General features: G+C 39.3%; 24 protein-coding genes. 14 read left to right on the top strand and 10 right to left on the bottom strand.

All coding sequences use genetic code 11. From position 1 onward, the window contains the following. The first annotated feature begins 299 nt into the window (after positions 1-299). Positions 300-1,904 (top strand): isocitrate lyase, encoded by a 1,605-nt coding sequence (locus tag NL42_RS09910; RefSeq protein WP_016138908.1) that lies wholly within the window; start codon positions 300-302, stop codon positions 1,902-1,904. 60 nt (positions 1,905-1,964) lie between these two features. Here the strand turns inward: NL42_RS09910 and NL42_RS09905 are convergent, their stop codons facing one another. Continuing rightward, positions 1,965-2,435: a copper resistance protein NlpE gene (locus NL42_RS09905; RefSeq protein WP_005303368.1), complete on the bottom strand. Its 471-nt coding sequence runs from the start codon at positions 2,433-2,435 to the stop codon at positions 1,965-1,967. 187 nt (positions 2,436-2,622) lie between these two features. Next, positions 2,623-2,946 (bottom strand): hypothetical protein, encoded by a 324-nt coding sequence (locus NL42_RS09900; protein ID WP_005042208.1) that lies wholly within the window; start codon positions 2,944-2,946, stop codon positions 2,623-2,625. 201 nt (positions 2,947-3,147) lie between these two features. On the opposite strand from NL42_RS09900, the gene NL42_RS09895 reads away from it, so the two are divergent. The 8 genes from NL42_RS09895 (at position 3,148) to NL42_RS09860 (ending at position 8,909) form a co-directional block, all read left to right on the top strand. Then, on the top strand, positions 3,148-4,023 hold the full coding sequence (locus NL42_RS09895) for an urease accessory protein UreD (RefSeq protein WP_461312617.1): 876 nt from the start codon (positions 3,148-3,150) through the stop codon (positions 4,021-4,023). A gap of 100 nt (positions 4,024-4,123) precedes the next feature. Continuing rightward, positions 4,124-4,426 carry an urease subunit gamma gene (ureA, locus tag NL42_RS09890; RefSeq protein ID WP_005042204.1) on the top strand — a complete coding sequence of 101 codons (303 nt, stop codon included), beginning with the start codon at positions 4,124-4,126 and terminating at the stop codon, positions 4,424-4,426. 11 nt (positions 4,427-4,437) lie between these two features. Further along, positions 4,438-4,746 carry an urease subunit beta gene (locus NL42_RS09885; protein ID WP_461312616.1) on the top strand — a complete coding sequence of 103 codons (309 nt, stop codon included), beginning with the start codon at positions 4,438-4,440 and terminating at the stop codon, positions 4,744-4,746. 37 nt (positions 4,747-4,783) lie between these two features. Beyond that, complete coding sequence (gene ureC / locus NL42_RS09880) at positions 4,784-6,484, top strand: urease subunit alpha (RefSeq protein ID WP_461312615.1); 1,701 nt, start codon at positions 4,784-4,786, stop codon at positions 6,482-6,484. 72 nt (positions 6,485-6,556) lie between these two features. Then, on the top strand, positions 6,557-7,039 hold the full coding sequence (ureE, locus tag NL42_RS09875; protein ID WP_461312614.1) for an urease accessory protein UreE: 483 nt from the start codon (positions 6,557-6,559) through the stop codon (positions 7,037-7,039). Continuing rightward, positions 7,026-7,691 (top strand): urease accessory protein UreF, encoded by a 666-nt coding sequence (locus NL42_RS09870; RefSeq protein ID WP_461312613.1) that lies wholly within the window; start codon positions 7,026-7,028, stop codon positions 7,689-7,691. The genes ureE and NL42_RS09870 overlap by 14 nt, the downstream gene beginning before the upstream one ends. Before the next feature lie 24 nt (positions 7,692-7,715). Further along, positions 7,716-8,330, top strand: coding sequence for an urease accessory protein UreG (gene ureG, locus NL42_RS09865; RefSeq protein ID WP_002117800.1), 615 nt, complete (start codon positions 7,716-7,718; stop codon positions 8,328-8,330). A 9-nt stretch (positions 8,331-8,339) separates the two neighbouring features. Further along, complete coding sequence (locus NL42_RS09860) at positions 8,340-8,909, top strand: HupE/UreJ family protein (RefSeq protein WP_461312612.1); 570 nt, start codon at positions 8,340-8,342, stop codon at positions 8,907-8,909. A gap of 41 nt (positions 8,910-8,950) precedes the next feature. Here the strand turns inward: NL42_RS09860 and rsmD are convergent, their stop codons facing one another. Further along, on the bottom strand, positions 8,951-9,502 hold the full coding sequence (gene rsmD / locus NL42_RS09855) for a 16S rRNA (guanine(966)-N(2))-methyltransferase RsmD (RefSeq protein WP_461312611.1): 552 nt from the start codon (positions 9,500-9,502) through the stop codon (positions 8,951-8,953). After that, positions 9,502-11,511, bottom strand: coding sequence for a penicillin-binding protein 2 (mrdA, locus tag NL42_RS09850; RefSeq protein WP_461312610.1), 2,010 nt, complete (start codon positions 11,509-11,511; stop codon positions 9,502-9,504). The genes rsmD and mrdA overlap by 1 nt, the downstream gene beginning before the upstream one ends. Positions 11,512-11,746: 235 nt before the next feature. Between mrdA and NL42_RS09845 the strand changes: the two genes are divergently transcribed. The 4 genes from NL42_RS09845 to NL42_RS09830 all read left to right on the top strand — a co-directional run bounded on the left by NL42_RS09845 (position 11,747) and on the right by NL42_RS09830 (position 14,589). Beyond that, positions 11,747-12,265, top strand: coding sequence for a hypothetical protein (locus NL42_RS09845; protein ID WP_461312609.1), 519 nt, complete (start codon positions 11,747-11,749; stop codon positions 12,263-12,265). A gap of 61 nt (positions 12,266-12,326) precedes the next feature. Further along, positions 12,327-13,640, top strand: a complete 1,314-nt coding sequence (locus NL42_RS09840; RefSeq protein WP_016138897.1) for a DUF445 domain-containing protein — start codon at positions 12,327-12,329, stop codon at positions 13,638-13,640. 86 nt (positions 13,641-13,726) lie between these two features. Then, on the top strand, positions 13,727-14,380 hold the full coding sequence (gene adk, locus NL42_RS09835; protein ID WP_461312608.1) for an adenylate kinase: 654 nt from the start codon (positions 13,727-13,729) through the stop codon (positions 14,378-14,380). Positions 14,381-14,451: 71 nt separating this feature from the next. Beyond that, positions 14,452-14,589: a hypothetical protein gene (locus NL42_RS09830; RefSeq protein ID WP_336169372.1), complete on the top strand. Its 138-nt coding sequence runs from the start codon at positions 14,452-14,454 to the stop codon at positions 14,587-14,589. Positions 14,590-14,626: 37 nt separating this feature from the next. On the opposite strand, the gene nth is transcribed toward NL42_RS09830, so the two are convergent. Both nth and NL42_RS09820 read right to left on the bottom strand, forming a co-directional pair. Then, positions 14,627-15,316: an endonuclease III gene (gene nth, locus NL42_RS09825; protein WP_005048343.1), complete on the bottom strand. Its 690-nt coding sequence runs from the start codon at positions 15,314-15,316 to the stop codon at positions 14,627-14,629. Further along, complete coding sequence (locus NL42_RS09820; protein WP_461312607.1) at positions 15,317-16,108, bottom strand: RnfABCDGE type electron transport complex subunit B; 792 nt, start codon at positions 16,106-16,108, stop codon at positions 15,317-15,319. 272 nt (positions 16,109-16,380) lie between these two features. Between NL42_RS09820 and gdhA the strand changes: the two genes are divergently transcribed. Continuing rightward, positions 16,381-17,784: an NADP-specific glutamate dehydrogenase gene (gene gdhA / locus NL42_RS09815; RefSeq protein ID WP_336169367.1), complete on the top strand. Its 1,404-nt coding sequence runs from the start codon at positions 16,381-16,383 to the stop codon at positions 17,782-17,784. A 54-nt stretch (positions 17,785-17,838) separates the two neighbouring features. On the opposite strand, the gene NL42_RS09810 is transcribed toward gdhA, so the two are convergent. The 4 genes from NL42_RS09810 to lon all read right to left on the bottom strand — a co-directional run bounded on the left by NL42_RS09810 (position 17,839) and on the right by lon (position 23,221). After that, positions 17,839-18,948, bottom strand: coding sequence for an META domain-containing protein (locus tag NL42_RS09810; RefSeq protein WP_461312606.1), 1,110 nt, complete (start codon positions 18,946-18,948; stop codon positions 17,839-17,841). Positions 18,949-19,116: 168 nt separating this feature from the next. Further along, a complete protein-coding gene (locus tag NL42_RS09805; RefSeq protein WP_461312605.1) occupies positions 19,117-19,893 on the bottom strand; it encodes a DODA-type extradiol aromatic ring-opening family dioxygenase in 777 nt (258 codons plus the stop codon). Between the two features lie 112 nt (positions 19,894-20,005). Next, entirely contained in the window at positions 20,006-20,485 is a 480-nt protein-coding gene (gene rlmH / locus NL42_RS09800) for a 23S rRNA (pseudouridine(1915)-N(3))-methyltransferase RlmH (RefSeq protein ID WP_003652981.1), read from the bottom strand. Between the two features lie 306 nt (positions 20,486-20,791). Next, complete coding sequence (lon, locus tag NL42_RS09795; RefSeq protein WP_336169361.1) at positions 20,792-23,221, bottom strand: endopeptidase La; 2,430 nt, start codon at positions 23,219-23,221, stop codon at positions 20,792-20,794. Positions 23,222-23,567: the final 346 nt, after the last annotated feature.

Genomic DNA, 23,567 nt, shown 5'->3' with positions numbered 1-23,567 from the left:
AAAAACTTCAGAAATTGTATAAAAATAAGACTTACTAAGTTTTTAGAATAAAATTCTATACTCCTTTAGAATAATTTTATTTTTATAAACAAAGTGTTAAGGTTTTTGGTTTTATCTATAATATCGATTTATCAGTACATTTTTTAAATAAATACTGAAGATTAATAAAGGATATTGGATTAATTGATTGGCTAAGTCTAAGCTGTGTTCATGAAGAAGCAGCTGGTGTCATAAGAAATTTAAGTACATGACTCTAGGCTTTAATCGATGAAATCCTAAAATGAATACAGGACAATATCATGACTACATATCAAACAGCGATTGATGCAATCCGCGAACTAAAAGCAAAATTCGGTAGCACTTGGCGCGATATTAGCCCAGAAGATGCTGCACGTATGCAAATGCAAAACCAATTCAAAACTGGTTTAGACATTGCTAAATATACAGCTGCGATTATGCGTCGTGATATGGCTGCTTATGATGCTGACTCTAGCAAATACACTCAATCATTAGGTTGCTGGCACGGTTTTATCGCACAACAAAAAATGATTGCGAACAAAAAATACTTCGGTACTACTGAACGTCGCTATATCTACCTTTCTGGTTGGATGGTTGCTGCTCTTCGTTCTGAGTTTGGTCCACTTCCTGACCAATCTATGCACGAAAAAACTTCAGTACCTGCATTGATCGAAGAAATCTACACTTTCTTACGTCAAGCTGATGCAAAAGAATTAAACGATTTATTCCGTGCGCTTAAAAAAGCAAACGAAGCGGGTGATACTGCTAAAGCTGCTGAAATCACTGCTCAAATCGATGGTTTCCAAACTCACATCGTACCAATTATTGCGGACATCGATGCTGGTTTTGGTAACGAAGAAGCGACTTACTTACTTGCTCGTAAGATGATTGAAGCTGGTGCTTGTGCGCTTCAAATCGAAAACCAAGTATCTGATGCGAAACAATGTGGTCACCAAGCTGGTAAAGTAACTGTTCCACATGAAGATTTCATCTCTAAAATCCATGCATTACGTTATGCATTCTTAGAAATGGGTCTTGATGACGGTATCATCGTTGCACGTACTGACTCTGAAGGCGCTGACTTGACTCAAAAAATCCCAGTGGTTAAAGAGCCAGGTGACATTGCTTCTCAATACATCGGTTTCTTAGACACTGTTGAAATTGACATTGCTGATGCTCAAGAAGATGAAATCTTGATCAAACGTAATGGTAAATTACACCGTCCTAAGCGTTTAGCTTCTGGTTTATACCAGTTCCGTGCTGACACTCAAATTGATCGTGTTGTACTTGACTGTGTATCTAGCCTTCAAAACGGTGCTGACCTTCTTTGGATCGAAACTGCGACTCCAAACGTAGAAGAGATTGCTCACATGGTTAACCGTGTTAAAGAAGTTGTTCCAAATGCTAAGCTTGTTTATAACAACAGCCCATCATTCAACTGGACTTTAAACTTCCGTCAACAAGCTTACGATCGTTGGGTTGCTGAAGGTAAAGATGTTTCTGCTTACGACCGTGCTAAATTAATGAGCGCTGAGTACGATGCTACTGAATTAGCTGCTGATGCAGACGCTAAGATCCGTACATTCCAAGCAGATGCTTCTCGTGAAGCGGGTGTGTTCCATCACTTGATCACACTTCCTACTTACCATACTGCTGCTCTTTCTACACATGAGCTTGCACAAGGTTACTTCGGTTCTGAAGGTATGTTGGCTTATGTTGCTGGCGTACAACGTAAAGAAATCCGCGGTGGTATCGCTTGTGTGAAACACCAAGCAATGGCGGGTTCTGACATCGGTGATGATCACAAAGAAATCTTCTCTGGTGACAACGCACTTAAAGCACATGATGATGCTAAAAATACAATGAACCAATTCGCAGCTCACTAAGAATTGATTTCAAAAGAAAACCCGCTCACATGAGCGGGTTTTTTTATTATGAAAAAATAATTATTTTTTCAATACATAATGCTCAGCTAAAGAGCCTTCAATTTTCTTACCTTCCATATCTAAAGCAGTTGCCGTATTTTCACCAATAAAGAATTTACGGTTTTGTCCTTTATCATCTAACGTAATGACTGAAGTATTATCTTTGTCAAAAGTAAATGTACCATGGGTTTCAAATGGTTTCTTATCACCTTTGCCAAGATAAGTTTCAGTCAATTCATAAGTTTTATCATCTTTTAACTCTAAATCAGTTTTGATGCCTTCACAGTCTGCACATGGAAGAGTGCCTTTATATGTGCCATTCCAATCTAGTGAGTTTTCAGCTGTATGAGCAGTATCTACTGCATTGTTATTCGCTTCAGTGGTTTGAGCTGGAGCAGAGGCTTGTGTTGTTGTATCGGCTTTATTTTCGTTTTTGCTACAAGCAACAAGAAGGGCACTTACAAGTGCAACTGATAATAATGTTTTTTTCATGATGATCTAAACCTCGGAAAATAAATAAAAAAGCAAATAACAGGCTATGAAATATGAGAGCTTAATAAAAGTTTAAGTATGTAATTTAATTTTAACAAAAGGTAAAGTGAGTAAATTTTGGAATAATTATTAAAACAAAAATAAAAAGGAGGTATCCACTAAAACGATTTAATGAATACCTTATACATTACGGTTGCGCAGAAACTCCACCTAAGGAGTCGCATGCTGATTTATAGAGTTGGTACTGTTGCTTTAAAACTTCATCTAGTGGCATGTCGAATAACTCTTCACCATTTTTGTAGCTCTCTACGTATGAAGTTGCTTTTTCTTTGCTTACCGCTAAAGATTGCTGGTAATAAGAATTAATCGAGCTTGTTGCAAGCTGGCTTGTCTCAACATTTTTACATTCGAAATTGTGCAGGATCTTTTCTGCACGTTTGACCTCACTAGATTGGCCAAAAATACACCCAGTTAAAAAGACAAGTGGGGTTAACACGAAAAAAAGTTTCATGGAGAGCAAGTATGGAAGCAACGGTGGGCGCTATTGTATAAACAATTCCATAAGTTACTGTGGTTTTATGTTAGACATTGATGATTTTTTAACTCATTAAAATCGAAAAATTGTATCTAATTTTATCAGTGAGCTTATTTTCATATTTGGTGCGTATTTTGCTTATAACTTTAAGCACTTATTTTGAACATATGAACCAGAATGAATCAGGTACAAACGTTTTCAAAAAACTCTTTAGCACCATTTTGGTATGCACGATTAGAGCTCGGATTTTGTTTTGAAAATTCACGCACCATAATGAGTCATAGAAAGCATCATGGCCCTGTTAGGGTGCAAAAAATGCTCTGGCCTGAAATAACGGGTGTATGTCATGCCATTATTGTTCATCCTCCAGCAGGAATTGCAGGAGGAGATCATCTTACTTTTGAAATTGAAACCAAAGATCAAGCTCATGCGGTAGTAACTACTCCGGGCGCGGGGAAATGGTACAAAACCAATGGCAAACAAGCTTTTCAACATATTCATTTGCATGTGAAAGATCAGTCCATTTTAGAGTGGGTTCCACAAGAAACGATGCTGTTTGATGGGGCTTTAGCGCATTCAGAAACTCATATTCATCTTGATAGTGCTGCAAGTTTTATTGGATGGGATATGTTGGTACTTGGGCGGCAGGCACGTGCTGAGCGCTTTGTTCAAGGGAGTTATCACAATCAGTTTAAATTGTGGCGAGAACATAAGTTGTTAGTTGCAGATACATTGTATTTTGAAGGCGAAGATCGTTGGCTGAGTTCATGTTTAGGTATGAACAATCAAGCAGTAATGGGAAGCTTATGGGCAGTAGCACCAGAGAAATATCGTTCATCATTTTACTTAGAACAACAGTTAGAACTCATTCGAGAATTAATGATGCGTATGCGGGCGCCTGTCACATTAACCTTATTAGATGATGTGGTTTCTGCCCGTTTTTTGGGAAATGATGTCCGACATTGTCATGATGCTTTTGCAGCTATACGGGCTAAATTACGTCGATATTGGTTTGATTTAGAAGAAGAATTTCCAAGAATATGGAAAACATAAGTTACGTTAAATTGCGTATTTAAAAAACATTTAAAACAAGTATGCTGCTTTTGAGCACGTATTTTGCTTAAAGAATATAAATGAAATTTAGGAAAGAGATATGGAACTCAATCCAACAGAAAAAGATAAATTACTGATTTTTACAGCAGGACTCGTTGCTGAGCGCCGTAAAGCTCGTGGCTTGAAACTGAATTATCCTGAAGCTATTGCTTTTATTTCAGCAGCTTTACTTGAAGGTGCACGGGACGGTATGACGGTCAGTGATTTAATGCATTACGGTACAACCTTATTAAAGCGCGAAGATGTGATGGATGGTGTGTCAGAAATGATTGCTGAGGTTCAGGTCGAGGCAACTTTCCCTGATGGCTCTAAATTAGTCACTGTCCATCAACCAATCGTATAAAAGGAGCATTTATGATCCCCGGCGAAATCATTACTCCAGATGCTGATATTGAACTGAATGTTGGACGGCAAACTTTAAAAGTTTTAGTTGCCAACATTGGCGATCGGCCTATTCAGGTGGGTTCACATTTTCATTTTTATGAAGCAAATGATGCACTACAGTTTGATCGTGAGCTAGCTAAAGGCTTTCGATTGAATATTGCAGCTGGGACAGCAATTCGCTTTGAACCGGGACAAACTCGGGAAGTTGAGCTTGTTGCTTTAGCGGGTAAGCGAGAAGTATATGGTTTCGCAGGCCGCGTCATGGGCAAGTTGGATTAGACATAACAACGATAATGAAAGAGATGAGTATTAAGTTATGAAAATGTCACGTCGTGCATATGCTGAGATGTTTGGTCCAACGGTTGGTGATCGTATTCGTTTGGCGGATACAGAGCTCTTTATTGAAGTTGAGCAAGATTTAACGACATACGGTGAAGAAGTTAAATTTGGTGGCGGAAAAGTTATTCGTGACGGGATGGGGCAATCACAGCTTTTAGCTGATGAAGTTGCTGATACAGTCATTACCAATGCTTTAATCGTGGATTGGTGGGGAATTGTTAAAGCTGACGTGGGCTTAAAAAATGGCCGAATCTGGAAAATAGGAAAAGCTGGAAATCCAGATATTCAACCGGACATTACGATTCCTTTAGGGGCTGCAACAGAGGTGATTGCGGGTGAAGGACAAATTTTAACTGCAGGCGGTATTGATACCCACATTCACTGGATTTGCCCTCAACAAGTTGAAACTGCATTAATGTCTGGTACAACAACCATGGTCGGTGGCGGTACAGGACCAGCAGCCGGCACCTCAGCAACGACAGTTACTCCAGGGCCTTGGCATATTGCGACCATGTTACAGGCGATTGATGATTTGCCTATGAATATTGGTCTATTAGGCAAAGGAAACTTGAGTTTACCTGACCCAATTCGTGAGCAAATTAAAGCTGGGGTGATTGGCTTAAAGCTGCATGAAGATTGGGGTTCAACACCAGCAGCCATTGATAACTGCTTGAGCGTGGCGGACGAGTTTGATGTGCAGGTGGCGATTCATACAGATACTTTAAATGAAAGCGGTTTTTTAGAAGAAACTTTAGCTGCGTTTAAAAATCGTACGATTCATACATACCATACCGAAGGTGCGGGTGGTGGGCATGCACCTGACATTTTAAAGGCAATTGGACAAAGTAATGTATTGCCGTCTTCAACTAATCCAACACGACCTTATACCATCAATACCATTGATGAACATTTAGATATGCTCATGGTTTGTCACCATTTAGACCCAGCAATTGCTGAAGATATCGCTTTTGCAGAAAGTCGTATTCGCCGTGAAACGATTGCAGCCGAAGATATTCTGCAAGACTTAGGCGCAATTGCCATGATGTCATCGGACTCTCAGGCAATGGGTCGTGTGGGGGAAGTTATTTTACGTACTTGGCAAACTGCGCATAAAATGAAAATTCAACGTGGTCCTTTAGAGGGTGACAATCAATTTCATGATAACAATCGCGTTAAACGCTACATTGCCAAATATACAATTAACCCAGCAATTACCCATGGTCTAAGCCATGAAATTGGTTCGATTGAAGTCGGAAAACTTGCTGATTTAGTGTTATGGAAGCCTGCGTTTTTTGGTGTAAAACCTTCCATGATTATTAAAGGTGGCATGATTGCAGCAGCACCGATGGGTGACATTAATGCTTCAATTCCAACACCTCAACCGGTGCATTACCGTCCAATGTTTGGTGCCTATCCACGTGGTGTTCATAACACCTGCATTACCTTTTTATCCCAAGCAGCGATTGATGAAAAAGTTGCTGAAAAATTAAAACTTAAAAAGCTAATTAGCCCATGTAAAAACACGCGCGAAATTAGCAAAACTGACATGAAACACAACACGTATTGCCCGGTCATGCAGGTACATCCCGAGACTTACGAAGTGCGAGCTGATGGTGAGTTATTAACGTGTGAACCTGCTGATGTATTACCCATGGCTCAGCGTTATTTCTTGTTTTGATGAGTTTTATCGAATTGATTTGCCTCATTAATTTATACACATGAATGAAATAAATAAGGAGAGAAGAGCTAAATGAAAATCTATACCCAACGCCTTGAACATATTTCTCCTGATCAAATATTTGAAACGGTTGAACTGACTTTTGATACCCGCCAAAAATCAAGATTTCGAGCAACTTTAGTTGATGGCGTAGATATTGGTGCTGATTTACCACGTACTGGAATTTTGCGCAGTGGTTCATATATTGCAACTCAACAAGGTGATGTACTACGTGTTGATGCTAAGCCTGAACGTTTGATGCAAGTCAGCGCAGCAAGTGATTTTGATTTGCTTAAAGCAGCCTATCACCTCGGTAACAGACATGTACCATTAATGCTGACGCCTACAGCGTTGTATTTTGAACCTGATCATGTGCTTGCAGAAATGGTAGAAGGGCTGGGGCTTACAGTCTCAGAAACTGATCATCCGTTTGAACCTGAAAGCGGTGCCTATGCACAGCATAGCCATGATCATCGCTTAAGCCCAATCAAAGCTTTGCACCATGTCCATTCATAACGCAGCGCAATTACTTCAATTGCTGACGTTGTCTTCTACGGCATTGCCAGTTGGAGCATATTGTTATTCACAAGGTGTAGAAACAGCCATCGATATTGGCTTAATACACGATGAAACCTCAGCAATTGCTTATTTCGAAGAAGTGCTGGAAATGCTGTTAGTACGGTTTGAGCTACCAGTATTAAAACGTCTTATGCAACAGCATGATGATCAAGATCAGTTTCTGATTTGGGCAAATTTATATAAGGCAAGTCGTGAAACTAAAGAGCTTTTGGCAGAGTCTCAGCAGCTGGCATTTTCTTTAAATGCGTGGATTAGAGATGTTTTAAAAAAAACTGTTGAAGTTAAAAAGCAGTTTGGTTTTGTGCCTGTCTATGCGCAGCTATGTGGTCGACTTGGGCTTAACGATGTTGACGTGCTCACAGCTTATACTTTTACCGTTTTAGAAAATCAGGTTTTAGCAGCAGTAAAAACTGTACCTTTAGGGCAAATGGCTGGACAAAGAATTTTATGGCACTTACATGGTTTAGTGCCTCAAGCTGTGGAAAAAGCCTTGCAACTTGTTGATGAGCAATTGAGTAGTGCTTTACCTCGTTATGCCATGCTGAGCATGAAACACGAAACACAATATTCACGGTTATTCAGATCTTAAGTTTAGGAAAAAAGGATAAAAATCATGACAGAACGTAGTCCATTAAGAGTTGGAATTGGCGGACCAGTAGGTTCGGGTAAAACTGCGCTTACACTTAATTTATGTTTAGCCTTGCGTAATAAATACAACATGGCTGTGGTGACAAATGATATTTACACCAAAGAAGATTCAAACTTTTTAACCCGTAACGAAGCGATGTCACCAGATCGTATTGTGGGTGTAGAAACAGGTGGTTGCCCTCATACAGCAATTCGTGAAGATGCTTCAATTAACTTGGCCGCAATTGATGATTTATGTGAAAAGTTTGAAGGCTTGGAGCTTATTATCATTGAAAGCGGTGGTGATAATTTAGCTGCAACGTTTAGTCCTGAGCTTTCGGATTTAACTCTATATGTGATTGATGTGGCAGGCGGAGAAAAAATTCCTCGTAAAGGCGGACCCGGCATTACCAAATCAGATTTACTCATTATTAATAAAACTGACCTTGCGCCAATGGTCGGTGCAAATCTTGATGTGATGGATCAAGATGCGAAACGCATGCGTGGTGAAAAGCCATTCTTATTTTCAAATATGAAAACCCAAGATGGTCTTGAAGAAATCATTCAATTTATTGAGAAACAAGGGCTGTTTAAAGCTTAAGGAGAGATTATGAACTTCATTAAAAAATGGGGCATAGGGCTCCTTGCATTATTACCGACACTGGTAATGGCACACCCAGGACATGACCATGAACATTCTGGTTTTATAGCGGGTTTTATTCATCCCTTTACTGGTTTAGATCATTTAGTGATGGCTTTGGCTTTTGGTGTTTTACTCTGGTCGGCAGCTAAGCAATGGAAAATTGCAGGTGCTATAACTTTGAGTGTTACCCTCATTATTGGCTTTTTAATCGGCGCTCAAGGCTTAGTCCCTGTAAATGTTGCTGAATATGGAATTGTTGCTTCTTTAGTCGTTACAGCAATTGCACTATGGACAAAATCAAATCGAATTTTACCTATCGCCGCGGCATTGCTTGCAAGCTTTCATGGCATAGCACATGGGGTTGAATTAGCACACTCAGGCCATGTTGTTGCATTGGTAACAGGTATGGTTGTAGCTATGGCTTTAATTTATTGTGGTGGCTTAGCATTGGGTGCTGCGCTTACACGATATGTGCCATATGGCAAAAAAATTGTAGGTGCTTGTGCGGCAATTGTTGCAGTAATTGGATTAAGTTAGTCATAACTTTGAAAGTGAAAGGTAGCAATAGGCTACCTTTTTTATTCAGCTATTTTCTGATAAAGCCCTGCATGAACGGTACCAGCTTTCGTTGTTTTAACTTGTTGCCATGTTGAAGGAAGGATAAGCTGAGATAAATCTCGATCAGCTTCAACATAAATATACCCATTCTTTTTAATATGGGGTTCTGCCAAGTTTGAAAGTTCTTGCCATAAATCTAGACTATAAGGTGGATCTAAAAACACCACATCGAACTGTTCTTTTAAACGGGGTAATGCTTGTTGAGCAGTCGCATTAATTAAATGACAGTTTTGGGCCTTTAATAGCTCAACATTATCTTTTAAAAAACGTGCCTGCGTTTTGTCTGGTTCAATCATATAAACTGACGTAGCACCACGTGACAATGCTTCAAAACCTAATGCGCCAGAGCCTGTGCAGACATCAAGCACATGCGCATTTTGAATATCCCACATGAGCCAGTTAAATAGAGTTTCACGTACTCTGTCTGGAGTTGGGCGTAAGCCCTCAATGCTAGCGAAGGGAAGTACTCGTCTTTTCCATTCGCCGCCAATAATACGTAATTGGTTTTTCATTAGTCATCGACCTCATTGGTGGCAGGGCGAGCTGGGGTAGCCTGTGGTGTTGAAGCTGCAGGTGAAGTAGCTGATGCAGTAGAGCTAGCAACTTCGCCGCCGCTTGAGAGTTCACCTGGCTTAATTCCAGCGGTCATCAGTCCACCATTGACTTGATGGTTTGCTGGTCGGACTGGATTTTTCTTACGAGTTAATAACCAATAATCAAAAATAGGTCTTGCAAGCTGAGCAGCCGAACCACCATGACGACCATTTTCCCAAATCACGGCAATCGCAATTTCTGGTTTATCAGCAGGTGCAAATCCAACGAACAAACCATGGTCAAGTTGGCGTTCACTCAGGGCTGACTCATTGTAGCGTTTACCCTGTGCAATACTTTTAACCTGCGCAGTTCCTGTCTTTCCTGCAATTTGATAGAGAGGTGTACGAATGCCTCGACCAGTACCTGATTGAATTACGTCAATCATGGCATCGCGCATTTGAACCCAGTCTTCATCCGTTCCATTGAAGTTAATTTTGCCATCAGGTGCATTACGTACAGTAAATGGTTTTGCACCATGAGTTGCCCGTAAAACATGAGGGGTGACATGAGAACCATGATTGGCTGTAATTGCAGTCGCCATAGCAAGTTGTAAAGGTGTAGCTGTAAATGCACCTTGACCAATACTCACAGAAATAGTTTCGCCCTTCATCCATTTGGCTTTGCGAGTACGCATTTTCCATTCAGGATTTGGATAAAGACCTTCACTTTCACTTGGTAAGTCGACACCTGTTTTTTGACCGAACCCAAATTGACGCATCCATTGGTTCATTTGATCAATACCCATTTGATGGGCAAGAATATAAAAATAGGTGTCACATGACATAATGATGGCTTTATGCATGTTTACGATGCCATGACCGGTTTTTTTCCAGTCGCGGAATTTATGAGAATCACCAGGTAAGTGGAAATAACCAGGGTCAGAAATTGCTGTTGACCAGTTTACAATACCGTAGTGTAAGCCACCCATTGCTTCCATTGGTTTAATGGTAGAACCTGGTGGATATGCACCTTGTACAGCACGGTTATAAAGCGGTTGATCTAAACTATCACGTAAAGAACTATAATCTTTATGATTAATACCAGTCACAAATAAATTAGGGTTGAAACTTGGACTAGATACTAAAGCCAGAATTTCACCAGTACGAGGGTCGATAGCGACAATGGCACCACGACGGCCTGCGAGCTGTTGAGACGCAACAACCTGTAAACCATAATCTAAAGATAAATAGAGGTCATTCCCGCGAGTAGGGTCTTTACGACCTAAATGGCGCAATATGTTGCTGTGGGCATCTGCTTCAACAGATTCATAACCTGGTGTGCCGTGTAGCAAATCTTCATAGCTTTTCTCAACTCCAATCTTTCCAATTAGGTTGGTTCCAGCATATAAATCTTTATCAATACTTTTTAATTCTTTATCGTTAATACGCCCGACATAACCAATCACATGAGCAAATAATTCACCGTGTGGGTAGTAACGGGTCATTTGTGTTTCGATTCTTACGCCAGGAAATTTATATTTAGCTTCGCTGAACTTGGCAATATTGGCTTCGGTTAGATTAAGTTTAATCGCAACACGTTCAGTTTTTCGAGCAGTTTTTATACGACTTTTGAAACGGTCAATATCTTCTTGTGTGAGATCTAAAATAGGCTGTAGCTGCTCAACAACATGGTCGGCATCTTCCACATCTGTTTTACTTAAAGTTGCTGTAAAAACAGGATAATTATCTGCCAGTAATACACCATTTCGGTCATAGATATAACCACGAGCTGGTGGAAGTGGTTGTAAGCGAATTCGGTTTTTATCAGATGCAGTAGAAAATTCATCGTAGTGAAAAATTTGCAGATAAGCATATCGGCTAATCAAGACTAACAAGCAAACGATAACCAGACCTACGGCAAAAAAGATTCGTCCTCGATAAATGCGCTTTTCTTGCTGGATATCTTTTAAAGGAAAGTGCTGCTTCATAAGGATCGACTTAATGACATAGGGTAGAAAAATAGCTGCTTATTCTAACGCAAGAGCGCTTAAAATATTGCATAATTTTCAAAGTTTCAGTGCATTTCGATAAGATACTTTTTGACTTTGCAGACAACAAAATTGTAGATACTTGTATATAAGAAGCAAAATAATTCTGTTAAAGTCTCTCATTCAATAGAATAGGGTTGTTCTCACCATACGATTAGGGAAAATGGAGAAAATAATGAGAAAAATTTATCCCTTACTTGCAGTTTTGACGGTAAGTAGTTGGGCTCATGCTCAAGACTATTCGTTTCTTCCAGAAGCAAAATTAGCAGGACATACTGCATCTACGTGGAATGTGGGTGCTGGTTTTACACAAAAACTATTACATTTAAACGGCGAATGGTTAAACCCTTATGGTATTGCCTATGCCAAAGTTGGCGCATTTTTGAATGGTGACAAAACTGCCGGCGGCCAAGTCGGGTTTCGATATCCGTATTATCTTACCGGCACAGATAAAAATGGTTACTATATTGGTTTTTATGCTGGGCATCTCGATAGTAAAGAGGTCGATGGTGATTATAAATCCCGTTTAGGCGCTGGTGTTGATTTGGCCTATGTATTGTTGAATTCAGAAAGAATTAGTACTTTTAGTGTGGGTATTGGCGCGGCGGAAAAACTCACTGACCAGAATGGGGCAGTTGCGGCGGATACTAAACCACAAATTCAATTTTCTTATTCTCTAAGTTTTGGTTTATAAAACAAAGCAGTTTATCGTTAACTCGCCATAAGCAGAGCACAAATAAATACGAGAGTCTTACATGTTAGAGTACGTCAGCGGATTGTGGCAGACCTTTTTACACAGACCTGATTTTTGGGCCGTTTTAAGTATCATTCCAGTCACTGCCTTTGTTACATGGGCACACGTTTGGATGGCTTTAAAAATGGTGTTTTACCCAATTAAATTTTGGGGGTTCCATTTAGGTCCATTACCAGTCGGTTGGCAAGGTATTGTGCCACGTAAAGCTGGACGTATCTCAGGTATTATTACCGACAATACTTTATCTAAATTAGGTTCATTGCGTGAATTTTTAGAAGCAATGGATCCTGAAGATATGGCACGCATTATTGGTGAGCAGGTTGGGTTTGAACTTGAACACCTGATTGATGAAGTCATGATCGATCGTAATGCCGTACTTTGGGAAAATTTACCATATTCAATTAAGCGCCGTATTTATGCTCAGGCACATAAACAATTACCAGGCGTGTTAAGAGAATTAGTGACTGAGCTGACCATGAACGTCGAGTCACTGGTTAATATGCGTGAAATGGTCGTGAGTCAAATGGAAGGTGATCGCCGTTTGATGGTACGCATGTTCTTAAAAGTTGGACAAAAAGAAATCAACTTTATTTGGCATATTAGCGCTTTAATTGGAATGTTCTTTGGTATTTTCCAAATGATTGTTTGGTTTGTCGTACCTTGGCACTGGACAGTCCCATTTTGGGCTTCAATTTGGGGCTTTTTAACGAACTGGATTGCAATCTGGATGGTGTTTAACCCTCTTGAACCACATTATATTCGTTACCCACAGATTTTTAGATTAACAGAAGATCGTAAGTTTCCTTGGATTGTACCCGTTCTTCGAATTGGGACCTATAATTTCCAAGGTGCTTTCATGAAGCGTCAAGAGGAAGTCTCTGACGTATTTTCAAGCGTAGTAACAGAAGATTTAATTACGTTAAAATCGATTATGACCGAAATGATGTACGGGCCGCGTAAAGATAAGACCCGCCGCATTGTGAAGCGTCATATTAACGAAATTATGGAAACACCGTTAGTTCGTACATCTTTACAGCTTTCTTTAGGGCCAAGAGAGTACGCAAGATTAAAGACGGACTTGATTGATCGATCAATTGAAATTACGATGGGACCCGTATGTGACCCAGCGCTGAACGCAAGCCGGGCACAGAAAATTTTTCAAATGTTTAAAGAGCGTATTCGCGAACTGACACCAAAAGAGTTTCAGAATTTGTTACGTCCTGCATTTCAGGAGGATGAGTGGATTCTTATTGTACTAGGTGGGGTAACCGGATTTATTGCTGGTACAATACATTTGTTTGTGGCTTTCTTATAATTCGATGTCGGGCAGGATCTATTGAAGATTAACGAGACTTTTTCTGCCGGACTTCATATTCATTGTTTTAAATGAGGATGTTTTTTATGCGCATTATTTTACTCGGACCACCTGGAGCAGGCAAAGGGACTCAGGCTCAGTTGATCTGTAAGCGCTACAATGTCCCACAAATTTCAACCGGTGATATGCTCCGTGCTGCAATTCGTGAAGGTACTGAATTAGGTCTAAAAGCTAAAAGTGTAATGGAATCTGGTGGTTTGGTTTCAGATGAACTTATTATCGGTTTAGTAAAAGAACGTATCGCTCAGCCTGACTGTGTAAATGGCTGCATTTTCGATGGTTTCCCACGTACTATTCCACAAGCTGAAGCTTTGGAAAAAGAAGGGATTAACATTGATCACGTGATTGAAATTGATGTTCCTGACGAAGAAATCGTACAACGTCTTTCTGGTCGTCGTCAGCATCCAGCTTCTGGTCGTGTTTATCATACAGTTTACAATCCACCTAAAGTGGAAGGTAAAGATGACGAAACTGGTGAAGATCTTGTTCAACGTCCAGATGACCAAGAAGAAACAATCCGTAAACGTTTAGCTTCTTATCATACAGAAACTGAGCAATTGGTTGGATTCTATCAAAGCCGTGCTGCATCTGGTGAGAATGCACCAACTTATGACAAGCTTGATGGCTTGCGTACAATTGAAAATGTACAAAAAGATTTGTTTAACATCTTAGACAAATAATTTAATATTGTTTGTGATAATGAGCCCTCTTTGTGAGGGCTCTTTTCTTTCATTCAGTGCAGGAGAACAATATGAAAATCATATTGATTTTGGTGGTATTGCTAAGTCTGGCACTCGTCATCTTTTTGAGTTATCAGAGCTATAAAATGCTTAGGCAGGTACAAAAACAAGCAAAAGAAGAGCGTAATCAGAACAAACGTCTAAAGTAAGATTGATTGGGTATGTTACCTATACCCAACCATATTTTTAAGCTTCAATATTTTTAATAGCAATTTGCTTTTGTGCACCAAATTCAAAGCGATCAGGCCAGTTGCAAACATCTGCAACTACACATTCAGCACATTTGGGTTTACGGGCGATACAACAATAACGACCGTGCAATATGAGCCAGTGATGTGAATCTAAAATAAATTCTTTAGGAATAACCTTAATTAAGCGGTGCTCAACTTCAAGTACATTTTTACCTACGGCTAAACCAGTTCGATTTCCCACTCGGAAAATATGGGTATCGACAGCCATAGTCGGTTGTCCAAAAGCTGTATTTAAAACAACATTTGCGGTTTTACGTCCGACACCCGGTAAAGCTTCCAAGTCTTTTCTATTGCTTGGAACTTCGCCGTTAAATTGTTCCATTAAAATCTTACAGGTTTTAATGACATTTTCTGCTTTAGCGTTGTAAAGGCCAATTGTCTTGATATATTCCTTTAACCCATCTACGCCCAAGTTATAGATTTTCTCGGCTGTATTCGCCACAGGGTAAAGTTTATCAGTTGCCTTATTCACACTCACGTCGGTGGCTTGAGCTGACAACATAACAGCAATAAGTAACTCAAAAGAAGATGAATATTTTAACTCGGTTTGAGGTGACGGCCGTTGTTCGCGAAGGCGTTCAAAGAAAATTTGAATCTGCTTTTTCGTCATATTTTTGACAGCCATTCAGACCTCCTGTAGTTGCATGAGTTGCTGTTGTAGTTCTTCGAGTTGAAGACGTTTTTTAGCATCTTCACGTACACTTAACTGTTTTTCCAGTTTCTTAATTTGTGTACGAATTTTAGCTAACTCAATTGTAGTTTTAGCATCAGTGGGCACAGTCTCTTTAGGTTTCTCAATGAGTTCAATTGAAGGTAATTCATCAAGTGCCTGAGAAAACTGCGCAAACAGTTGAGTATCAATTTCAGCACGTACCACTGGACCTTTACGGTGACTGCGAAGCTTTTCTTCACGTTGAATATGTGCGTAATAGCGTTGTCTTAAATCATCTTGCTCTGCGTTACGCTGTTGTTCATTCGGTAAGGCTTGTGTGTCTTCAACCAAATCAATGCAATCTACGGGACACGGTGGAATGCATAACTCACAACCTGTACATAAGTCAGTCAAGATGGTATGCATGAGCTTACCACTGCCAATAATAGCATCTACAGGACAAGCACTAATGCATTTGGTGCAACCAATACATTCATCTTCACGAATAATTGCCTTCATTCGCTGCGGACGGCCATCTGTTTGTATAGGCCATACGCTTCTTTCAGCAGTTAATGGAGAGCGATTTAATAGATTTGCGAGTGCATCAGCAACAGGTTGTCCACCTGGAACACATTTATTTGCTTCTTCACCTTCAGCAATCGACTTTGCGTAGGGTAGACATCCATCACGATGTCCACATAGACCACATTGTGTTTGTGGTAATAACGCATCAATCTCGCGTATGAGAGAAATAGATGAATTCATAGTGGGCAAATAGCTTGGTTAAAACGATGCGATAATGAAGAAAAAGCTAAGTAAGGTCAATGGATTTTAACGAATTTATCGGGTTTTTAATTGACCTAAAATGTTGCTAATTCTGCACAATAATAGATCAATAAAAGTGAAAAATTAAATGACTATTTCTTATCTTTAAGTAGTTTTTCTAAAAATAAGTTTTTGATAATTAAGGTTAATAAAATAATTTAAAATAACTATTGTTAAAATTGATGGAAAGGGATTTAATATTTTGCTGCTAAATGATGCATTTAATAATGTATTGCACCAATTTAATTCATTACTATGCTGAGGACCGTGCATTGAAATATAACAACCTGAATGAATTCCTGAATTACGTGCAAGCGCGTGATCCGCATCAACCTGAGTTTTTACAAGCTGTCGAAGAAGTAATGACGAGTTTGTGGCCATTTATTGAAAAAAATCCGGAATATGCAGAGCAGGGTTTGTTAGAGCGCTTAGTTGAACCTGAGCGTGTGATTCAATTTCGTGTTTCATGGATGGATGATCAAGGTCAGACTCAAGTTAACCGAGCTTTCCGTGTTCAATACAATTCAGCAATTGGTCCATTCAAAGGGGGAATGCGTTTCCACCCATCGGTCAATCTATCAATTTTAAAATTTTTAGGTTTTGAGCAGACTTTTAAAAACTCACTTACAACCTTACCAATGGGTGGGGGGAAGGGTGGTTCAGATTTCGATCCTAAAGGTAAGTCTGATGCTGAAATTATGCGATTCTGTCAGGCACTCATGATTGAGCTGTATCGTCATTTAGGACCGAATACTGATATTCCTGCGGGAGATATTGGTGTGGGTGCGCGTGAAGTCGGTTATATGGCAGGTATGATGAAAAAGCTGAGTAATGACACCGCTTGTGTCTTTACTGGTAAGGGAATTTCATTTGGTGGTAGCTTAATGCGTCCTGAAGCAACTGGCTATGGTACGGTTTATTTTGCAGAGGAAATGCTAAAAGCGCGTGGACAATCTTTTGCTGGTAAAACAGTATCTGTTTCTGGCTCTGGTAACGTTGCACAATATGCAGCAGAGAAGGCCATGTTCTTAGGGGCAAAAGTTGTTACTTTGTCTGACTCTAACGGCACAGTTTATGTAAAAAACGGTTTTACAGATGAGTTGCTTGTTGAAGTCATGAATCTTAAAAACGTTAAGCGTGGTCGAATTTCTGAGTTTGCTTCTAAACATGGTTTTGAATATTTTGAAGGAAAAACACCGTGGCATATTCCTGTCGATATTGCTTTACCATGTGCAACGCAAAATGAATTAACAGGTGAGGATGCTAAAACGCTTATTGCAAATGGTGTAATTTGTGTGGCTGAAGGCGCTAATATGCCCTCTACACTTGAAGCAGTTGAACACTTCATCGAAGCTAAAATTTTGTATGCGCCTGGGAAAGCTTCTAATGCAGGCGGTGTGGCAACGTCTGGTTTAGAAATGTCTCAAAATGCAATTCGTTTAAGCTGGACACATGCTGAGGTCGATGAGCGTCTACATGCAATTATGAAAGACATTCATGCCAATTGTGTAAGATACGGTACTAAAGAAGATGGTACTGTTAATTATGTTGATGGTGCCAATATTGCAGGTTTTGTAAAAGTGGCTGATGCAATGCTTGCTCAAGGTATTTTCTAAAAATAGAAATAAAAAATCCGATGCAAAAGCATCGGATTTTTTTAGTCTAAAAACTTATTTTTTAGGTTTTTTAACTAACTCTTGCTCTACAACCATATCTAATACATCAGCTTGACTAGATTGGTCTGCTGCTGGGTTTTTCACTTCAAAACGTTTTACACGTAAAATTACGCGTTGATCTGGATTGTGTTCAAAACCTTCAATTTGGCCATAATATAATGACCAGTTTTTGTCAGCGTAAGTTTTAACGCCTTTGTCATCATATTTAATTTCACGAACTTGCATACAAGTTTGTGGTGCAACACCAGTACATGATTTAGTTTGTGGAGCAACTTCTAGGAAAATAGTTTTTCCTTCAGATTGATATTTTGCTTCAGGTGTCATTTTCCCAGTAAAGGTATATTTTTGACCTTGAGCATCAGATACCGTTAGAGTTGGTTGATCAACGTTTGTGGTATTGAGTTCAAATGGAATCGCACGTTTTTGGAAAAGGCTGCTAGAAAATTGTTCCTGTTTCATTAAAGCAGGTTCACATGCCATCATAGTCGACATTACATCAGCAGTTACGATGGTGTTGTTTTCAACTTTCCAAGTTGTTCCTTGGCGGTTACAACCCGTTGCGATCGATAAGCGGTCGTTGGTAAAGTTAAGAACGATAGGTTTTTTTGTATTTTCAGGCTGATAAGACCAAGAGTAGTCTGTTAAAGCTTGAGTATTTACTGCTTTTTGACCTTGGAAAATATGCTTTTGACCAGTTTTATCTGTCACGCTTAAAATCACCTGACCATTATTGTTGCTAATTTCGATTGGTAATTTCGCGTCATTAAAGATGCTATTAGAAAGTTGTTCTTGTTTCATTAGATCATCTTGGCAAGCCATCATGGTTGAAACAAGGTTAGATGTAACAAGTTGGTTGCCTTCAACTTTCCAAGTACCGCCTTGGCCATTACAACCTGTATTGATTGCTAATTTGCCATCTGCATTAAAGTTAAGGATAAGTGGTTTAGAAGCTTTTACATTTTGATAAGTCCAAGCATATTCACCTAAAGTGGCCGCAAGGTTTTGTTGTTGCTCAGATACAATTGGAGCCGGAGTATTCGTAACTGTTTGACACGCCATCAAAGAAAAAGGTAATAACGCAAGAATTAAATATTTAATTTTCATTTAAAAACTTCAAGTAAAAAAACAACAGCGATAAGCTTAAAACATTCTTAAAAAAAGAAAATGTAAACATTTGATTGTTTCGGTTTTTAAAATGTATAAGTTTGTAAGTTATTCTAATTTTCAACAAAAATAATGGTATACCCCGAAAGACGGGGTATTTGCTAATAATTAATCAAAACGATAGATATCCATGCCTAGTGAGCCCATTGTGAAGCTGCTGTGAACAATCGTAAAGCGATTGCCTGTGCCCATAGCAAAAAACAACGGGGCAAAATGTTCAAGGGTAGGATGATTACGTTTTACAAAAGGCAATGATTGCCAGTCCAGTACACCATCATAATCTTGATGTGTAAGTTTATTCACAACAATATTTCTAAAAGTTGCAGCCCATTCAGGAACTTTAGAGTTGTCTCCTTGCCAAGATAGCTCTGCAAGATTATGGGTAATACTGCCTGAACCAATCAGTAAAATTTGTTTGTCACGTAAAGGTGCGAGTGTTTGCCCTATACGATAAATTTCTTGTGCGCTTAAATTGGTTGGCAAAGAAATCTCGACGACAGGAATGTCAGCATCAGGATACATATGTAATAGAGGCATCCATACACCATGGTCACGAGGGCGCGTACTATTCGCATGTGCAACAAAGTGAGCATCTGCCAGTAGTTTTAAAATTTCTTCAGCGAGTTCTGGTTGCCCAGGTGCACTGTAGCGAATTTCATATAACTCTTTAGGAAAGCCGCGGAAGTCATGCCATGTTTCGGGACGCGTCGAAATACAAACCTCAAGTGCTTTACTTTCCCAATGTGCCGACATCACAATGATTGCTTTTGGTGTGGGAAGATTTGCACCTAAACGATGTAGAGCAGGTCCTACTTGTTCTGGATCAAGTGCAAGCATGGGTGAACCATGTGAAATAAACAGTCCAGGAAGGGTTTGTAGTTCCATTGCATTGCACCTGAGTTGAAAAGCAGAATAATAGTCATTATGCCAAAATCAGGACATCTTAAAAGTATCCTGATTTCAACGGATTGTTCCTAAAATGAAACGGTTGTTGTTTTTATGCACGGTGATAGGGGTGATTATGATTAATAGTCATCGCCCGATATAGTTGCTCAATTAATAACACGCGTACCAAAGGATGAGGCATTGTGAGTTTTGAAAGTGACCAATGCCATGCAGCAGCTTTACGTACTTGATCCGACAGGCCATCTGGGCCACCAATCGCGAGTACTACATCATTGCCTTCAAGCATCCACTGTTTCATGGTGTCAGCCAGCTTTTCTGTGCTGAGTTCTCGCCCACCGACTTCTAGGGCGATTAAAGTTTCATTCGGCTTTAAAGCATTTAAAATACTTTCGCCTTCAATTTGGCAATATTTTAAAATATCCGCTTCTGAATCATTTTTACCACGTTTGGCCATAGGCAGTTCAATGACTTGAGTTTGCACAAAAGGTTGGATGCGTTTGAAATAATCTTCAAAACCAGTGAGAACCCAAGCAGGCATTTTTTGACCAATGGTCAGAATACGAATTTTCATATTATCTATTCATTCAAAACAGCTTGCGCATTATACCTGAGGAAGAGATAAGTTCGTGGTAGTAAAATAGGCATAAAAAACGCAGTCCAAAAAACTGTGTTGGACTGCGATCAAATGATCACCTGTCTGGAGTTCAGATGATCATAGAGAATAAAAAAACAAGGCTATCTATAAAATAATAGATAACGAAGAATACTTAATTTAATTAAATACTCTTAATACCTATTATGAAGATGGTTGGATATTTTTCAATCAAATTGTGTAACAAAAAAAAGAGAGCCGAAGCTCTCTTTTTTCACATTTTAATTAGTGACGTGCTGCTTTTGAACCTTCCACCGGTTTTACAATCGGCGTTTTAGGTAAAGGCTTTGGCATTGAAACTAATGCTAAAGGCAAGATGTCATCAATACTTTTTACAGCTTTGATTTCTAAACCTTCTTTAACATTGGCTGGAATTTCTGCCAAATCACGTACGTTATCTTGTGGAATAAATACAAGTTTGATTCCACCACGGTGTGCCGCAAGAAGTTTTTCTTTTAGGCCACCAATACGCATTGCACGACCACCTAAACTTGTTTCACCAGTCATTGCAATATCCGGACGAATCGCAATACCTGTAAATGCTGATACAAGGGCAGTTGTTAATGCTAAACCAGCAGATGGGCCATCTTTTGGTGTTGCACCTTCTGGTAAGTGAACGTGTACATCGGTTTCTTCAAAACGAGAAGCTTCAATACCTAGCTCATCGGCACGTGTACGGACTAAAGTCATTGCTGTAGTAATAGATTCTTTCATTACATCACCAAGTGAACCGGTCGTAATGAATTTACCTTTACCTTTTACCGCTGCAACTTCAATGGTAAGTAACTCACCACCCACAGATGTCCAAGCTAGACCATTTACGCGGCCTACTTGCGCTTCTTCTTCTGCAATACCAAAGTCAAACTTATGTGGACCTAAGTATTCTGGAAGATTGGCAGAAGTCACATCAAGTTGTAAGTTTTTAGACTTTTTACTTACTGCTTCTTTTACCACTTTACGCGCAATTTTAGACACTTCACGTTCTAAACTACGTACACCAGCTTCACGTGTATAGCGCTGAACAATATCACGAATCGCTTCTTCATGAATTGTTAACTCTTTAGCACGTAGACCGTTGTTCTTAATCGCTTTTGGAACAAGGTAACGTTCAGCAATATTAACTTTTTCATCTTCGGTATAACCCGGTAGACGAATAACTTCCATACGGTCAAGTAATGCCTCAGGAATATTCATGCTGTTTGCAGTACAGATAAACATCACTTCAGAGAGGTCAAGATCAAGATCTAAATAGTGATCGTTGAACTTACTGTTTTGTGATGGGTCTAATACTTCAAGCAATGCAGAAGCAGGATCACCACGGTAGTCTTGTGCCATCTTGTCAATTTCGTCGAGTAAGAACAGAGGGTTCTTCACGCCAACTTTTGTTAAAGACTGCACGATTTTACCTGGCATCGCACCAATATAAGTACGACGGTGACCACGAATCTCAGCTTCATCACGTACGCCACCAAGTGCCATACGAACAAATTCACGACCTGTTGCTTTCGCAACTGACTCACCAAGCGAAGTTTTACCTACACCAGGAGGACCTACTAAACATAGAATCGGACCTTTGAGTTTTTTAACACGTGACTGAACAGCTAAGTATTCAACAATACGATCTTTAACGTCATCTAAGCCGTAGTGATCTGTATCAAGAATCTCTTGAGCTTTCGCAAGGTTAATGCTGACTTTGCTCGCCTTATTCCACGGCGTATCTAAAATTACTTCTAGATAGTTACGTACAACAGCTGCTTCACTAGATGCAGGTTGCATTGCTTTAAGCTTACGGAACTCAGCTTCAGCTTTTTTACGTACGTGTTCAGGTAAATCAGCTTCAGCAAGACGTTTTTCTATTTCAGCAACGTCATCTTCAGCGCCACCATTCATGTCAGAAAGTTCACGTTGAATGACTTTCATTTTTTCATTTAGAAAGTATTCACGTTGGTTTTTTTCCATTTGGCGTTTTACGCTGTCATGCAAAGTTTGTTCAATTTGCTGTTCAGCAGATTGATTTACTAAGTAGCTCATAAGTTCTTGCAAATGTGCTTCAAACTCATCGTGCTCTAAAAACTTCTGTTTAATTTCAATATTTAGAGGCACACGTGTTGCCACGAAGAACATAAGCTGTAGTAAGTCTTCAATTTTATTAGCAGCTGCAACCAGTTCACGTGCATTACGTAATTTTGCTTCAGCGTATTGAGCAAATAAAGTACGTAACTCTTGTAAACGAGTTTCTTGAGTAGCTTTATCTACGTTAATTGTCATTGGACTTAAGCTATGTTCAGCCGTCAAATGGCTATCTTCATCGATAATTTTTTCAAGTTTAGAGCGCTGTAACCCTTCAATAAGTACTTTGATACAGTTTTCATCATTCTCATGATTTACCACCTGAACAATCTTAGCGACAGTTCCGTACTGATAAAGGTTATCGTGATCAATATCTTCTGTAAGCGAATCTTTTTGCGCAACTACAAATACTAAATTGTCACTGTTACGAGCCACATCAACTGCATTGATCGATTTTTCACGACCCACGAATAACGCAATTTGCATGTGTGGATAGACCACTACATCACGTAACGCTAAAAGTGGTAATACACTTGGAACCTGAGGCTCTAAGTCAGTTTTTTCATTCATAATAAGTTCAGACATGGGCACTCCTAATGAGTGACAACGAGGTTGCCATGTTTTTTATAGTGATGTGTATTTCAAAAATTACAAGGGCCTATTTATAGAAAATGTGGAAAAAATGACTAATTTAGTCAACTTTTTTATTAAAATATTATGAATCAACGAATTAATTCTTAAGAAGAATAAAATTTTGTAGAATAGGTAAGTAATTTAGCTTAATAATTATGAAATATTCATATGATAAAAAAATCGTTTGGATAGTAAATAACCATTTTCTTATGCCATTTATAAGCAATATCTTGTTAACAATAATGTAAAGCTTATTCGGTATTGAACATTAAATAGGCATGTTAATATAAGTTGGTAA

The sequence above is a fragment of the Acinetobacter sp. GN11 genome, from assembly GCF_054823985.1.
The sequence above is the reverse complement of the archived record's forward strand: the minus strand, read 5'-3'. Positions and strand labels throughout refer to the sequence as shown.